At 60.9% G+C, this 14,921-nt stretch carries 17 protein-coding genes; 7 read left to right on the forward strand and 10 right to left on the reverse strand.

Features of this window, described 5'->3' with window-relative positions:
- The first annotated feature begins 19 nt into the window (after window positions 1-19).
- From QM609_RS03095 to QM609_RS03110, 4 genes are read left to right on the forward strand one after another with little or no spacing between them, the layout of a single operon-like run.
- Entirely contained in the window at window positions 20-1,396 is a 1,377-nt protein-coding gene (locus tag QM609_RS03095) for an MFS transporter (protein ID WP_050656059.1), read from the forward strand.
- The gene (locus QM609_RS03100) at window positions 1,393-2,412 is read left to right on the forward strand and encodes an ABC transporter substrate-binding protein (RefSeq protein WP_050656058.1); all 1,020 of its coding nucleotides are present in this window, start codon (window positions 1,393-1,395) and stop codon (window positions 2,410-2,412) included. Before QM609_RS03095 ends, QM609_RS03100 begins: the two co-directional genes overlap by 4 nt.
- A gap of 21 nt (window positions 2,413-2,433) precedes the next feature.
- Complete coding sequence (locus tag QM609_RS03105) at window positions 2,434-3,153, forward strand: 2OG-Fe(II) oxygenase (protein ID WP_050656057.1); 720 nt, start codon at window positions 2,434-2,436, stop codon at window positions 3,151-3,153.
- Window positions 3,143-3,436 carry an Ada metal-binding domain-containing protein gene (locus tag QM609_RS03110; protein WP_030536475.1) on the forward strand — a complete coding sequence of 98 codons (294 nt, stop codon included), beginning with the start codon at window positions 3,143-3,145 and terminating at the stop codon, window positions 3,434-3,436. The genes QM609_RS03105 and QM609_RS03110 overlap by 11 nt, the downstream gene beginning before the upstream one ends.
- Here QM609_RS03110 and QM609_RS03115 read toward each other — a convergent pair.
- The 3 genes from QM609_RS03115 to QM609_RS03125 are packed head-to-tail and all read right to left on the reverse strand — an operon-like array spanning window position 3,399 to window position 4,700.
- Window positions 3,399-3,830 (reverse strand): VOC family protein, encoded by a 432-nt coding sequence (locus tag QM609_RS03115; RefSeq protein ID WP_050656056.1) that lies wholly within the window; start codon window positions 3,828-3,830, stop codon window positions 3,399-3,401. The two genes, QM609_RS03110 and QM609_RS03115, sit on opposite strands and share 38 nt — an antisense overlap.
- Before the next feature lie 40 nt (window positions 3,831-3,870).
- Window positions 3,871-4,353 (reverse strand): SRPBCC family protein, encoded by a 483-nt coding sequence (locus QM609_RS03120; RefSeq protein ID WP_003940319.1) that lies wholly within the window; start codon window positions 4,351-4,353, stop codon window positions 3,871-3,873.
- Between the two features lie 2 nt (window positions 4,354-4,355).
- Complete coding sequence (locus tag QM609_RS03125; protein ID WP_003939956.1) at window positions 4,356-4,700, reverse strand: ArsR/SmtB family transcription factor; 345 nt, start codon at window positions 4,698-4,700, stop codon at window positions 4,356-4,358.
- Between the two features lie 94 nt (window positions 4,701-4,794).
- Here QM609_RS03125 and QM609_RS03130 point away from each other — a divergent pair, with 94 nt between their 5' ends.
- Entirely contained in the window at window positions 4,795-5,451 is a 657-nt protein-coding gene (locus QM609_RS03130; RefSeq protein WP_030536476.1) for an alpha-ketoglutarate-dependent dioxygenase AlkB family protein, read from the forward strand.
- A 5-nt stretch (window positions 5,452-5,456) separates the two neighbouring features.
- Here the strand turns inward: QM609_RS03130 and QM609_RS03135 are convergent, their stop codons facing one another.
- The 5 genes from QM609_RS03135 to QM609_RS03155 all read right to left on the reverse strand — a co-directional run bounded on the left by QM609_RS03135 (window position 5,457) and on the right by QM609_RS03155 (window position 10,324).
- The gene (locus QM609_RS03135) at window positions 5,457-5,603 is read right to left on the reverse strand and encodes a hypothetical protein (RefSeq protein ID WP_167398223.1); all 147 of its coding nucleotides are present in this window, start codon (window positions 5,601-5,603) and stop codon (window positions 5,457-5,459) included.
- Window positions 5,604-5,786: 183 nt separating this feature from the next.
- Entirely contained in the window at window positions 5,787-7,022 is a 1,236-nt protein-coding gene (locus tag QM609_RS03140; protein ID WP_050656055.1) for a CynX/NimT family MFS transporter, read from the reverse strand.
- Window positions 7,023-7,071: 49 nt separating this feature from the next.
- Window positions 7,072-7,785, reverse strand: coding sequence for a FadR/GntR family transcriptional regulator (locus QM609_RS03145; protein ID WP_003940486.1), 714 nt, complete (start codon window positions 7,783-7,785; stop codon window positions 7,072-7,074).
- Window positions 7,786-8,004: 219 nt separating this feature from the next.
- Window positions 8,005-9,123 (reverse strand): hypothetical protein, encoded by a 1,119-nt coding sequence (locus QM609_RS03150; RefSeq protein ID WP_050656070.1) that lies wholly within the window; start codon window positions 9,121-9,123, stop codon window positions 8,005-8,007.
- A gap of 358 nt (window positions 9,124-9,481) precedes the next feature.
- Window positions 9,482-10,324: an NAD-dependent epimerase/dehydratase family protein gene (locus QM609_RS03155; RefSeq protein WP_021331801.1), complete on the reverse strand. Its 843-nt coding sequence runs from the start codon at window positions 10,322-10,324 to the stop codon at window positions 9,482-9,484.
- A gap of 86 nt (window positions 10,325-10,410) precedes the next feature.
- Here QM609_RS03155 and QM609_RS03160 point away from each other — a divergent pair, with 86 nt between their 5' ends.
- Entirely contained in the window at window positions 10,411-11,055 is a 645-nt protein-coding gene (locus QM609_RS03160; RefSeq protein WP_003940238.1) for a ScbR family autoregulator-binding transcription factor, read from the forward strand.
- A 38-nt stretch (window positions 11,056-11,093) separates the two neighbouring features.
- Here QM609_RS03160 and QM609_RS03165 read toward each other — a convergent pair whose 3' ends face one another.
- Together QM609_RS03165 and QM609_RS03170 are read right to left on the reverse strand one after the other, a co-directional pair.
- The gene (locus QM609_RS03165) at window positions 11,094-11,981 is read right to left on the reverse strand and encodes a ScbA/BarX family gamma-butyrolactone biosynthesis protein (RefSeq protein WP_021331802.1); all 888 of its coding nucleotides are present in this window, start codon (window positions 11,979-11,981) and stop codon (window positions 11,094-11,096) included.
- 168 nt (window positions 11,982-12,149) lie between these two features.
- Window positions 12,150-12,809, reverse strand: coding sequence for a helix-turn-helix transcriptional regulator (locus QM609_RS03170; protein ID WP_050656054.1), 660 nt, complete (start codon window positions 12,807-12,809; stop codon window positions 12,150-12,152).
- A gap of 516 nt (window positions 12,810-13,325) precedes the next feature.
- Between QM609_RS03170 and QM609_RS03175 the strand changes: the two genes are divergently transcribed.
- Window positions 13,326-14,825: a flavin-containing monooxygenase gene (locus tag QM609_RS03175; RefSeq protein ID WP_003940522.1), complete on the forward strand. Its 1,500-nt coding sequence runs from the start codon at window positions 13,326-13,328 to the stop codon at window positions 14,823-14,825.
- Window positions 14,826-14,921: the final 96 nt, after the last annotated feature.

A 14,921-nucleotide genomic window follows, 5' to 3' on the forward strand; every position in this document is an offset into this window, starting at 1 on the left:
CCCTACCCGGAGGTTGACCATGTCGGCACGACGATGGCTGCCGCTCATCGCCGCATGCATCGGAACTTTCCTGTTACTGACGTACGCCACGATCACAACGATCGCGGTGCCGGCCATCGCAGTCGGTTTGGACGGCAGTACGGGCGCGATGTCATGGGTCGTCGACGCCTACACGCTGGCTCTTGCCGCGCTTCTTGTGGGCATGGGCGCACTCGGCGATGCGTGGGGGCGCAAACGCCTCTACATCTGCGGACTGGTCGTGTTCCTGGTTGCAACGGCCGTGTGCGCGATTGCTCCGGACGTCACGGTTCTGGTCGTTGCTCGCGGCGCGCAAGGAATTGCCGGTGCGGCGATGTTCGCGACGCTCCTGCCTCTGCTCGGCGACGCATATTCGGGCCGCGATCGGCACGTGGCATTTGCCGCGTGGGGTGCCGTCGCTGGATTGGCGGCGGGAATCGGCAATGTTGCAGGAGGGCTGCTGACGCAGTTCTTCGACTGGCGTGCGGTCTTCTATTCCGGAATCCCCGTGGCCGCAGTCGCGCTCGCAATGGCTGTGTTCTGTTTCGCCGACAGTGAGCGCGGCGACGACAACATCGACTGGGCCGGAATCGTTTTGTTCACCCTCGCTGCCGTTGCCGCGGTTCTCGGCGTGACGTGGGGCGGCGACATCGGGTGGGCTTCGTCGTCGACAGCTCTTGCCTTCCTGATCGCAATCGGTGCGCTGACGGCGTTTGTGTTCTGGCAGCGTCGAGGCAGCAGTCCGATGCTCGATCCGGCATTGTTCCGATCCCTGAAATTCGACGGCGTCCTCGTCGCTGCGTTCGGGTACTACCTCGCGGCCTACGGCCCGCTCGTAGTCCTTTCACTGTGGCTGCAGAACGGGCTGGAACTGTCGGCATCGGCGGCCGCACTCGTGCTCTCGATTCAACCGCTCGCTTTTGTCTTCGTATCGGCCTTGTGTGGATCACGGCTTCAGCGAGTCGACCTTCGACTGTCGCTCGGATTCGGGACGATCCTTTGCGGAATCGGTTGCGTGGCCATGCTGTACGTTCTCACCGAGCCGGTCTGGCCCGCACTGATCGCCGGGCTGATTCTGACCGGTGTCGGTTCGGCGATGGTGTCGCCGGTGCTGCCGGGTGCCGCGATGTCGGACGCCCCGGCAGAGCGCGCCGCGACGGCTTCGGCAACAGCCAACTCGTCGCGTCAATTCGGGCTTGCCGTCGGAATTGCGTTGTGCGGCTCGCTCTTCGTCGGTCCGGACGAGTTCGCCTTGCTGTGGCCGTTGGTCTTCTGTGCCGGCGTCGGAATGCTCACGGGTTTGGTGTCGATCCTTCTCTTTTCTCGTTCGTCAACTCCTGAAACAGTTCAACCAATCGCCGAAAGGGCACACACATGACCACGCTGTTCACTCCACGACCGCACCGGCGTATCGAGATGGACTGGAATCGCCGCAGGTTCCTCGGCGCTGCAGCAGGATTGGCTGCTGCGCTGGCAGCGGCCGGTTGCTCGCGTTCGGACGCAGACGCCGGGGGCGAAGGCGACGCAGGCTGGTCCTTCACCGATGATCGCGACAATCTGATCGAATTGGATTCACCACCAAGGACATTTGTCACCTACACCGGTATCGCGGGTGCTCTGTGGGATTACGGACTGGTGCCTGTCGGAGTTTTCGGGGCACTGACACGATCGCCGGGATCAACGGACACCAGCATCTCCGGCAATTTGGATTTCGCGAAGACCGACATGGTCGGGCAGCTCTGGGGACAAGTGGAACTCGAGAAGATCGCTTCGCTGGAGCCGGACGTCGTCATAGTCCCTCAGCTGCGTGGTTCGGCACTACTCGACGAGGCGAACTTGGATGCGGTGAAAGGCTTGTCGACAGTACTGTTCGTGGAAACGGCAGCAGGAACCATCGACCGAACCGTGCAAGAGATCGTGGAACTCGCCGTGGAACTCGGGGCGGACCAGGATATGGAGGCTCAGCGAAAAGACTACGACGCTGCGCGTGCACGGATCTCCGAAGTTGCTTCTTCGCTGAATAATTCACAGGTTTTGTTCGCGTCCGCAGATCCGGACACGATTCGTGTCAGTCGTTCGGGATTCCCGATCCTTGCAGATCTGGCGGGATTGGGCCTTGCCGTCGTCGATCCGGCCGCGGGATCGTCGGTCTACGTCGAGAAACTGGCTTGGGAGATGGCGGACCACTATCCGGCCGACATGATCTTCCTCGACGATCGCCCGTCCAGTTTGCAACTGGATACGCTCGGCGCCAATCCTGCGTGGTCCAACTTGTCCGCGGTGAAGGAGGGGAAGATCGGCACCTGGAATCCGGAACCCGTGCTCAGTTATGCCGGGATCGCCCGTACGTACAACGATCTGGCTGAGCAGCTGCTGGCATTCTCACATTCCTGACCGCCGCGTCGTCTACGACGTATGGACCTCTTCACCGATCTGTCTGCTCGAGTTGATTCCCTCGATTGGCCTGCGCTGATCGAGGGAATCGACTCCAGTGGGTGTGCCCAGACGGCGCCGATACTCGACGAGTCGGAGTGCCGCGAAATTGCTTCCTGGTACTCGGACGTCGACCGGTTCCGGAGCACCGTCGACATGGCTCGATACCGTTTCGGACAAGGGGAGTACCGGTACTTCGGTGATCCCTTACCGGAGCCGATCACGGCTATGCGATCCGCCTTCTACCGACACCTCCTGCCCGTGGCGCGGGAGTGGGCGTTCAAGCTGGGCGAGGGTGCACCGTGGCCGGATTCTTTCGAAGAATGGATCGATCAGTGTCACGACGCCGGTCAGAATCGCCCTACCCCGATCCTTCTGTCCTACGGACCTGGTGACTGGAATGCATTGCATCGGGACTTGTACGGAGAGTTGGTGTTTCCCTTGCAAGTCGTGATCGGGCTCGACAGACCTCGCATCGACCACGTCGGCGGCGAGTTCTTGCTCGTGGAACAGCGGCCGCGCGCCCAGTCGAAAGGGACGGTGACAGTTCTCGAGCAAGGTCACGCGTTGATCTTCACCACGCGGGATCGACCGGTGCAGAGTTCTCGTGGGTGGTCGAGAGCCCCTGTGCGACATGGTGTCAGCGTGGTGCACTCGGGTACGCGTCGAACATTGGGATTGGTGCTTCACGATGCCGAGTAAGACGTACATTCTCCGCGACGCTCGCAACAAACCCTACGAGAGTTCGACGCCCGGTGTGCTTGGCGGGCACCGGAAAACGAAGATCTACGGGCGACTCGACTGTCGAGGGGCTGCGCAGGCAATCGCGCGTGGCGGGTATGTCGCCAGTCGGGTGTTCTTCGCGGACGAGCCGACCGCGATTGCGGCCGGCTATCGCCCCTGTGCCGTCTGCATGCCCGAAGGTTACGCAGCCTGGAAGGTAGTTGCTACGCGCCGAAGCGGTCGCGGTACTCCTTCGGAATGAGCGGCTTGTCGCCGCGGACCTTCAGCTGCTGGACAGCCCAGGTATTGCCGTCCGGGTCGGCGAATCCGAAGAAGGTGCCCCCGTCACGCTCGTCGAAGACGGTGACTTCACTGGCATCGACGCCGCGGCCGATGAGCTCTTGGCGAGCCGCTGCAGCGTCGGCCACGACCAACTGCAATCCCTTCAACGAACCAGGGGTCATCTCGGTCTGCGACGGCAGGTTCCCGATGACGATCGAGCAGCCCGAACCACGCGGAGTGAGCTGGGCGACCGTCATGTGTTCGTTGACGGTGTGGTGGTGGTCGAGATCGAAACCGACCTTGTCACGGTAGAACTCGATGGAGCGGTCGAGGTCACTGACGGGAACGATGACTACTTCGAGGGTCCAGTCCATGAAACTGCCTTTCGCTGAGGAGGTTCGGGCAAACAGGTGGTCAGAGTTGCGCGACGATCTTGTCCAGGCGTTCGTAACCTTCGGTGACGCCGAGCTCCATATTGCTCTCGATCATTCCGTCTCGCGCTTCGAGGCTCGGATATACGGAATGGCCGGAGAGGCGGGTGCGTCCGTTGCCCAGATCCTCGAACGTGATCGATTCGATGCTGACGACGTCGGGAAATCCCTCGTATTCGAAGGTCTGGATGGCAAAGTCGTTCTCGCGAACGACGTGAAATACACCGTTGAACCGGAACTCTTCGCCCTCGGGGTTGCGATGGACGTACTTGTATCGACCGCCGCTCACGAACTCGTATTCGTCGATCTCCATCTCGTATCCGTTGGGGCCGAGCCACTGCTTGACCAGATCGGGATTCGAATGAGCTGCGAAGACGGCACTGACGGGTGCGTCGAATTCGCGGGTGATGTCGATGTACGGCACGCCCTCAGGAGCCGTGATGGTGACGGGATTGGTGGTAGCCATGGCTAAGTCTCCTTCTGTGTGGTGCTGAGTAGGTGATCGAGCTTGCGGAACTGTTGTTCGTGGATCAGTCGATAGCGGTCGATCCAGGCGGTCAAAGCCTCGAGAGTTGCGGCGTTGAGATGTACCGGCCGCCTCTGGGCTTCGCGGCTGCGAGTGACCAAACCCGCGGCTTCGAGTACCTGAATATGTTTGGAGATGGCCTGTTTCGTGATCTCGAACGGCTCGGCCAACTCGTTGACCGTTTGGGGGCCGGTGCTCAGGCGGGCGATGATCCGCCGTCGTACCGGGTCGGCAAGCGCCATGAACGCTTTGTCGAGACGCTCGTCTGCCCCTGGATCCACGATCACTTGTCAACCATCTCCTTTATCAACCAACCTGTTGATTACGATACGAGCCCATGCCGAGGGTGTCAATGCTTCGAAACCGATTAGCGTGGAAACCATGAACGCTCTGATTCCTCGGCCACGATTGGAAGTGGCGCCGGGGGCGATCCTCGTTCCGGATTGGCTCAGCGTCGAACAGCAACGCTTCTTGGTGGCCGAGTGCCGACGGTGGGCGACCGCACCCGTACCGATGCGCTCCGCTGTTGTCCCTGGTGGGCACAAGATGTCGGTGCAAACAGTCTGTCTCGGTTGGCATTGGCAGCCGTACAAGTACACGCGCATCGCCGACGACGTGAACGGTGCGCCTGTCGCAGCGGTGCCTGACTGGCTCGTCGATCTCGGCCGGGCCGCAGTTGCCGCTGCCTATGATGATCCGACTGCGGGGGAGCGGTACACGCCGGACACCGCGCTGATCAATTTCTACGACGAGGGCGCTCGGATGGGAATGCACCAGGACAAGGACGAGCGCTGCGACGCTCCCGTCGTCTCACTGAGTGTCGGGCAGAGTTGTGTCTTTCGATTCGGGAATTCCGAGAACCGGAACAAGCCGTACACCGATGTCGAACTCCATTCGGGTGATCTCTTCGTCTTCGGTGGAGAGTCTCGGTTCGCATATCACGGAGTGCCGAAAGTTATTGCGGGAAGTGCAAGTCCCGACATAGGTCTGCCGTCCGGACGGTTGAACATCACGCTGCGCGATACCGGAATGTCGTGACTGTCTCACCCCTGCTGTGCCGCTGGTGCAGCAGGGTCGAAGTCTGCGCTCGAAGGTCCGTCCCCGACCATCTCGATCAACTCGGTCGACGGTGGAGTTGGCAGCGTGCGCCAGCGCTCTCGTTCGAGGTTGTGGGGTTGTGTCTCGTTCATGCCCTCATTATCGACTTCCGGCTCCGATCCACCAGTCGGGGATGGGCCGGGTGCAATTCGGTAGGCCGTTGAGCGCCCCGCTCTCTCGTCGACATCCTCGGACCTCAGCACGTCGACGACAGTTCGGGTCGCGGCACGGGTCTGGGGAGGTTGGTGGGTGGATTCGAGGCGACCGTGGTTCGCTTATCCCAGTGTCTTGTTGCGGCCGGCGAGGGAGCCGAAGACGAGTTGCACGGCCAGCAGCACCAGCAACGCGATCAGCGGAGTCGTCCAGGAATCGACGGCGTCGTGCAGTGCACCGAAAACGAGGGGACCGGTGGCGGCCAGAAGGTATCCGACGGACTGTGCCATACCCGAGAGTGCCGCTGCTTGACCGTGATTGACAGTGCGTATTGCGAAGAAGGACAAGGCAATGACAATCGATCCGCCGATGCCGATGCCGAGGAATGCATTCCACAGCAGGGCCCAGGAGGGGAGGAGGAGTTGGCCGAGAACTGCCACTGCGGCGACCGACACCAGCCCGAGGACGGCTCCTCTCTGATCCTTGGGCAGTTTGTGCAGGAGCACTGCTGTGAGGAGGCTGCCGACGATCGAGAATATTTGCATGATGCCTTGATGCAGTCCGGCGGTAGCCGCGGTAGTGCCGTGTGATTCTTCAATGGTGGGCCACCATGTCAGAACGGTGTAGAAGAAGAGAGATTGGACGCCCATGAATATTGTGATCTGCCACCCGAGTGCTGAGCGCCAGGGGGAGCGATGGCCGCCTGGATGGGAATCCAAAGCCGCAGCATGATCGTGTTTCGGAAGCGTGCGTCGGCGAAGTTGGGGAAGGAACACCCCAAATCCTATGAGAGCCATAGCAGCCCAGATTCCGAATGCGATCCGCCAACCGTGATCGGTGAGACCGGCGATCGGCACGGCAAGTCCGGATGCGGTTGCGGCGACGGCTGCAGAGACCGCCGAGAAGATGCCGGTCAAACGGCCGGCTTCGGTCGGGAAGTCTCGTTTGAGGAGCGCCGGCAGTAGAACGTTCATTGTTGCGATGGACATGCCGAGCGATACGGTACCGATCCACAGCGCAGGCATCCACGGAACAGAGCGGATCACGATCGCTAAGGCGAGCATGCCGAGTGCTGCTGCGAGTGTCCGTTCCATTCCCCACCGAGCTGCGATGACCGGGGCAACGGGGGAGAACACTGCGAAGCACAGCAGTGGAAGGCTGATCAGCGCTGATGCTGTTGTCGACGAGATATCGAGATCGGTGCGTACCTCACCGAGTAGCGGGCCGACGACTGTGATTGAGGCTCGAAGATTGGCTGCGATGAGAAGAATGCCAGCGATAACGAGTCCTCGGCGCATTATCGGTATCGCGCTCGGGGCAGACGCCACGTTTTCGGTGTCGGAGATGACGTTAGCCATAGGTGTGCCCTTCTGAGATTGTCTGTGCGCTGAACCTCTTGTGTGTCAGCTACTTCGGCATGTTTTGCAGAAAGAGGGATCGGCTGTGGTCCATCAGTCGGACCACTGCGGCGGCTGCGCCGTCCGGATCGCGGTCACGGATGGCCGCAAGCAGCTGCCGGTGTGGGTCGTCGTCGGTCCAAGGTCCGATGAACAGCTGTCGAGTCTCCTTGTCGGACTTACCTTGTGGGATGCTCATGGTGTCAGAGCGATCGAGACTGCGGTAGATGTCCGTGATCAGTTGGTTCCCGCTCGCTGCGAACATCTCCAGGTGGAAGTCGAGGTCGTACTCGACGGATTTGGCGACGTCGGGCTCAGCGTCTCGGCCATCCAAAGCCCGAGTCATTCGGTCGATGTCTTCGGGCAGGGCTCGTTCGGCTGCGAGTCGGGCGGCGTAGAGCTCCAAAGCTTCACGGGCTTCGAAGATTTCGAGCACGTTCTCCGCCGCTGCACGTCTTTGAAGTGCAATTTCGAGTTCTGAGCTCGCGCAGACGTAGGTTCCGTCTCCCGGGCGTGCTTCGAGGAGGCCGGCATGGACGAGGCCGCGAATGGCCTCCCGGACCGTATTGCGGCTCGCGCCGGTCATTTCGACAAGTTGATGCTCGCCGGGGATCTTCTCCCCTAATTCCCAGTTGCCAGAAGTGATCTGGGACCGCAGTTGTTCCGCGATCTGCACTGAAAGTGGGATGTTGCGTGCGGTGGGTGCGATACGGGAATCCGGCATGAGTCAAATGTAGGACATTTGGCGATTTGTGGATAGGTTTACCTTTGTGATCTAGGGCACTCGGGTTCGGATCGGCCTGGGCGGGGTACCGCCCTTCCGCATGTCTGCGTGCACGTGAGTGCTCCTGCCGACCGCGCACGGGGCAGTTGACTCGACTCGAAGGGCAACTGCGATCGATTCCTCACGGAACCTCATGCCTAGCAGACCCTCACGTGCGGGTCATTGCTGCGATTCCAGCGTCCATGCGGGCTGGTCGGTCACTTCCGGGCCGTCGTGCAGCACCCAAGCACACGGCTCGGAAATGTAGGTGGCAGCATCGGTGAACCAGTATGTTTCGTCGGGTGCCCAGCCCGCGATGACGCTCGCCGTCTCGGTATCGACCTCGATCGCGGTTCCTGCTGCCGCGAGGTATCCCGTCACGGTAAGGTGCACTCCCTCAAATCTTTCCGCGACCTGCACCCAGTCGGGGATGACCCACCTGCCTGATCGGCCGGTAGTCCGATACCAAACCTGCCGCGTTTCTGCGGTGACCTCGAGCGGGAACCGTCTGCACAGCTCCGACCAGGCTTGCGCGCTGTCGATCTCGTAGATGCGTGCGCCAGTCGGTGGCCGCAATGCTCGGACGACGACCCGTTCCCATCCCATGCTGTCTTCGACGAACCACAAGCCCGCCGGAGTCCCGTCGAACAGCGCCCTCGTCGAACCCTGAGTGGGTGGATTCGACCACCAATAACCTGACCAGTTCGCCGCGGGGTCCACCGGGCGGTCACGTTCAGCTCTCGCTTCCGATTCCAGGGTGCTCGTGCGCCACTCGCTGAGGAGTTGTTGCGCAGCAGGCACTTCGTCTGTGTCCGGAGATTCCTCACCTCTGCTCAGAATCGACCATTGGTCGGATGAGGCGAGCGAGGTTGACCACCACCGCGCGCATTCGGAGCCGGCGATGTGCTCGGCGACGCGTCGAAGCTCATCTCGCATAACTTCGGTGGCGACGAGGACGTCTTCTCCGTCGGGATCCTGCCAGTAACGCGCCGCATCGACCGCTTCTGCGAGGGCGGAGCGTAGATCGACGGCGGTGACGTCGGGGAGCGATATTTCCGTGAGGCTGCGCGCCACGCCCTCCGCGGTGACTATGGTCTGCCGGGCCTCTTCGGCGCCCGGGCCGAACAACACTTGGGAGGTTCCTTGTCCGATGTCGAGGTGATACGCCGCCCGGTGAGCGTTGATGCGGAACATGTCGTCGCCTGGCTCGGGACGCAGGGCGCGTTCGGCGTCGATCGCATACGCGAGCAGCATCCGGCGTCCGCGCGGGCCCGACAGCAAAATATCCGCAGTGAGCATCTGTTCTCCCGTTTTCTGGTTCAGATGACGGTAGCCGAGGTCGTTGAGACGGAGAACTTTCTCCTTTGATGTCGGAAATCCCGACGGTCCCGTCGCGCACGACATGATCGCCACACACTGCATTCGGCGGCGAAGGCGGACGGAAGGGAGCCCCAGGCTGCTGCCAGTCGCGTGAACGCCGCTTCTTTGGTGTGCGCGATCACTGCCGTCTTTGTGTAGCCGTGGTTTTCGTCGATCAGAGCTCTCTGTTTGCCTGTAGTGACTGCGAAATAGGTCGTATTGATTGCTGAGGCTGAACAATGGAGAGGGCTGAAAAGGTTGGGAGACAGGTGTTTTGGCGAGAGTGATCCGTGTGCCATCAGTACAGTCTCGACCGGAACCAGTGATCGAGGCTGATCATGTCGATCTGGTGCATGTCGAGACTCAGCTGGGCAGCAGCTTTCACCGCGTCGGCGCGGGGGATAGAGTTCTGGGGCAGAGTCCAGTTGGTCTCCCGCGCATGTTGCTCGAGAAGGTCGATGACTGTCCGCGGGACAGGCTCGTTGACGTGAAGTGTTGAGCCGTAGCGAAATTGCTGTTCTATCGACAACTCGTAGATGGATCGGGCGAGTAGGTCTACGTCGACTACCGACAGGACAGCGCTACCGCCGTCGATGATCGAGTCGAGGCGAGAGACAATTCGCGTCAGTGTCGGAAGAAACCATCTGTCGCCGGGTCCGTACACGAGATGCGGCCGGACGACCAGGCCTCCGGCGTCGCGCACGAACTTCTCGGCGAGAGCGCGCGTGCGACTGGCAGGTGAGAAGGGGCTGAGAGGTGCGCCGTTGACCGGCAAGTCTCGAAACGGTCCCGGCCCGTACACGGCCGCGGTACTGACGTAGAGCAAGCGTTCGACGCCGACGTCGGCGGCCATCGACGCAACGTTCTGTACGCCGTGTTGGTTGACGTGAACGCACTGTTGTTCGTCGTCGCCCACGTACGACACGCAGCAGATGACGGTCGACGCCTGACTCATTGCAACTCGTAGAGAAGCACTTTCGTTGATGTCGCCGATCACGGTGGCGATTCCTTCACGGCCGAACTGTTTGGCTGCGGTGGCCGTGCGAACGAAACCGATTGCAGCGTTTCCGTGGCGGGAAACCAGCTGTTTCATCACTGCCGAGCCGATGAAACCAGTGGCCCCGAGTACCAGAGTCGTCACGGTGTGTCCGTGTCGAGAGCGTTGCTGCGGGCTCTTTCGACGTATCGTTGAGATTCATTCCGTCGGCAACGAGAGCTGGGTAGATCATGCAGGAGCGTGCTGTCCTGACGCGCCAGGCCGTCATTTTGGGTGCTGCGAAGAGCTTCGAGAAGTTCGGGTACTCCGCCAGTTTGGGCACGATCTTGCAGCACGGGGGTGTGTCGAAGGGGGCGATGTATTTTCATTTCGCGTCCAAGGAGGAGCTTGCGCACGCGGTCATCGCAGCGCAGCACGGTATGGCGATGGAGGGTACCCGGCGGGTTGCTGCGCACTCCGACATCGCGGTCGAAACCCTGGTGCTCGTTTCGCAGGAGATGGCTCGGCAGCTTGTGACCGAGCCCATCGCGCGAGGTGGCATGCGGTTGACGATGGAGATCGGCAGTATTCAAGGCCCCATCGAACAGCCGTACCTCGATTGGATCGAGGCTATCAAGCAGGTGGCAACCCAAGCGGCCGAAGCCGGCGATATCGTCCCGGGCACCGATATCGACGCGTTGGCTCGATTTGTGGTGGGGTCGTTCACCGGAGTGCAGATTCTCTCGGAAATGCTGACGGGCAGAACCGATCTGTACGAGCGGTTGAGTCAGATGTGGAACCTGGTGCTGCCAACGATCGTCCGCGAGGACAAGTTGGCGCACGTCATGCAACTGGCGGCGCTTGCACCGAGAGAGTGGGAAGCACCGAGCGCTTGACGTGGAAGACGCGACGAGAAGAACGTGTTCGTTCCCTCTCATGATTGGTCCGCAACTGTAATTTCGAGTTCCGCGGTGGTTTCCAGTTCTTGAGTGAACCGAACTCGGTGCACATGGCCCGACGCGTCAAGGGGGATCGTTGACACCTCGCACGGCGTTTCCCATTCAGTGAACCTCGGAAAGACCGCCGAGAGTGAGGCGATCTTTGTTGCTGGGTTGCCGATGTGAAATCGGAGCGCTTGTCGGGCGGCCTCGAAAAGTATCATTCCTGGGATGTGGTCGACGGGGTGGTCGAAAAGGGAGTGGTTGCGCGGATCGGGAGCGCAGAACATCGCGTGCCGAGCAGGATCAGTGCTGATGAGCACATCTCCATCGGTTAGGCGTCCGACTCGCTCCGATCCGACCACCGCGGCTCCGGAAGGAAGGATGCGTCGGCTCGGGCGGTGGTCTTCTCGTCCTTGCCGAATTCGACGGTATCCCTCGGGGCTGACTCCTCGCGCAACAGCGTTGCATCTGGCGACGTGCCGGTTGCCCTCGCTGAGGATCCCCGATACTTCGACCCCCGAAACCGCTCCGTCGCGATGAGTGAGGTTGTCCACTGTCATCGAGAAACTCAACGGCTCCGCGACTGATTGCACGTCGAGCGCGTCCAGCATCTCGAAGCTGAACGTTTCCATGAGGAACTTGTAGTGCAGTGGAATCTCGTATCGGGTGTGGCACAGAAGCACCACTGCCTGTCGAAATGCTTCTGCCACCCCGAGCGGATCGTGTTGCTCGCTCGATACGTCGAATATCCGGTGCGAGACCGGGAGTTGCACAGCAACCTGGTACGCCGAGTCCGATTCGATCCGGTAGTCCGTCAAGAAAACCTCGGCAACAGCATGTCTGTGGACAAGATGCCGCGGCACTGTGCGTGTGTATTCCATTGATTGAATGCACCTTTCGATGTTCACTCGTGTCTTCGGTGTCGTGTAGGACCTAATATTCGACGTCCGGGCGCGTCATCGAATCGTCAAAATTGACGATCTTTTCGAAGGTCGAGTTCGATCAGGGGCGGCACCCCATCTCAGCGAGTGTGTCTGGGGCACTTCCTGCTAGAAGCGTCCGATCCGAAGTTCCAGTGGGTGTCTGCGTGCGTCGTGACCAGAGCGGCGGAGCATCGCGCATGCCTCCAGCTGGGAATGCACCCCCAGTTTTTGCAGGATGCTTCGGATGTGGGCGCGAACCGTGGTCGGTGCGATGTGGGCGGTTCGAGCAATCGAGTCGACATTCGAGCCTCCGTAGAGAAGGCCCACGATCTCGAACTCGCGATCGGTGAGACTGCTGATTCGTGCGAATTCTTCGGTGCGCAACCGGATGCGTTGTACGAGCGAGGACTTGTCGTGTGCAGACCGAGCGGAGTTGGGGTTGATCGCGGCCTGCAGCTCATCGAGCAGGGATGTGAATGGCAGTTGAGAGTTGAGCACGGCGTGGGCGCCCGCTGCGAGCCCCCGAATCATGGAGTTGCCGCTACTGAGATCGCCGACCAGGACCGATCCCTCGAGCGCGGAGAGCTCCTTCACCTGCCAATCGACGCCCCCGAGTGGTAGGAGAACGAGCGCTCTACCGTGATCGCTGGTGTGATGCCTTAACAGGCTCATGTCTGCGGTTTGTGGCTCTGAATAAGCCCTGGCGCTGATTCCGGCAGCGATTGCATTGGCGAACCCTTGATCGCTATGAGTGGTGTACAGGGTGACTGTGCTGGAGAGTGTCATAGCGACTACATCTCCGGTGGAGGTCCACTCCGCCCGCTCTCTTCGCTGCGAAACCAAAACCGTTGCTTTCAGCGTGGTTTCGTCAGCAGGTTAGCTATCGCAGTGACCTTTCCGCTGATGCGCACGAAGGTTACGGCGATATCGCAGTTGCCCGTCTTCCCATGGAAACTCGCGCGTTCGACACCTGATCGTGGACCTTCGAATTATGCTGGGGCGCTGAATATTTGGGCGATGAGTATCCCGTGTAGACGAGTCATTGGGCGTTCCGTCGACGACGTGAACAACTCTCCGGTGTCTCGAGGCATTCAGGCGTCTCGATCGAGTTCCGCGAGGCCGGTGCGTCGCACCTCAATGTTCCGTACGCGGCCGGGTCGAGATATTGACTGTTACCGTCAGTTGCACATACCCTGTTCATTGGCGCTGACCTTAGGGAACCCGGCCTGAACCGGCCGATCGTTCTCGGTCACTGCCGACGCCAGAAGTAGCTTCGCGACGACCGACGAAACGAGTTTCCTCATGACACAGCATGTCGACGTACTGATCATCGGCGCTGGCTTGTCCGGAATCGGCGCGGCTTGCCACCTCATTCGTGAGCAGACCGGAAGCACTTACGCGATCCTCGAACGCCGCGAGAACATCGGTGGCACCTGGGACCTGTTCAAGTATCCCGGCATCCGTTCGGATTCCGACATGCTCACCTTCGGATTCGGTTTCCGTCCGTGGATCGGAACCAAAGTGCTCGCAGACGGCGCCAGTATCCGTGACTACGTCGAGGAAACCGCCAAGGAATACGGCGTCACCGACCACATCAACTTCGGCCGCAAGGTCGTGGCAATGGACTTCGATCGCGCGACTGCACAGTGGTCCGTGACCGTCCTGGTCGAGGCGACGGGGGAGACCGAGACGTGGACCGCGAACGTCCTCGTCGGCGCCTGTGGTTACTACAACTACGACAAGGGATACCGCCCCGCCTTCCCCGGTGAGGACGACTTCCGCGGTCAGATCGTGCACCCGCAGCACTGGCCGGAGGATCTCGATTACACCGGAAAGAAGGTAGTGGTCATCGGTTCCGGTGCCACCGCGATCACCCTGATCCCGTCGATGGCCCCCACCGCCGGTCACGTCACCATGCTGCAGCGCTCGCCCACGTGGATCCAGGCGCTGCCGTCCGAGGACCCTGTTGCCAAGGGTCTCAAGCTTGCGCGCGTTCCCGACCAGATCGCTTACAAGATCGGTCGAGCCCGCAATATCGCACTGCAACGCGCCAGCTTTCAGCTCTCACGCACCAATCCGAAGCTGGCGAAGAAGCTGTTCCTCACCCAGATCCGCTTGCAACTCGGCAAGAACGTGGACCTGCGTCACTTCACCCCCAACTACAACCCGTGGGATCAGCGCCTGTGCGTGGTTCCCAACGGGGACCTGTTCAAGGTGCTCAAGAGCGGCAAGGCCGACATCGTCACCGACCGTATCGCCACGTTCACCGAGAAGGGCATCGTGACCGAGTCGGGCCGCGAAATCGAGGCCGACGTCATCGTCACGGCGACCGGCTTGAACGTACAGATCCTGGGCGGGGCGACCATGAGCATCGACGGCGAGCCCGTCAAGCTCAACGAGACGGTCGCCTACAAGAGCGTGCTCTACTCCGACATTCCGAACTTCCTGATGATCCTCGGCTACACCAACGCATCCTGGACGCTCAAGGCCGACCTGGCCGCGTCCTATCTGTGTCGCGTACTCAAGATCATGCGTAAGCGCGACTACACGACTTTCGAGGTTCACGCCGAACCTGAGGACTTCGCGGAAGAATCTCTCATGGGCGGAGCCCTGACCTCGGGCTACATCCAGCGCGGCGACGGAGAAATGCCGCGTCAGGGTGCCCGCGGCGCGTGGAAAGTGGTCAACAATTACTACCGCGACCGCAAGCTGATGCACGACGCCGAGATCGAAGACGGTGTGCTGCAGTTCAGCAAGGTCGATATTGCTGTCGTGCCTGATAGCAAGGTCGCCAGCGCATAGTCGGCTCCACCGGGGGATGGACCGGTCGCACCACCCAGACGTCGGTCCGACGTCTGGGAAGGCTGAACGTGACGCTGCAAGATGTCGGTATGGCGT

Origin of the sequence: Rhodococcus sp. IEGM 1302 (genome assembly GCF_030056935.1) — a bacterium.
Lineage (GTDB): Bacteria > Actinomycetota > Actinomycetes > Mycobacteriales > Mycobacteriaceae > Rhodococcus_F > Rhodococcus_F qingshengii.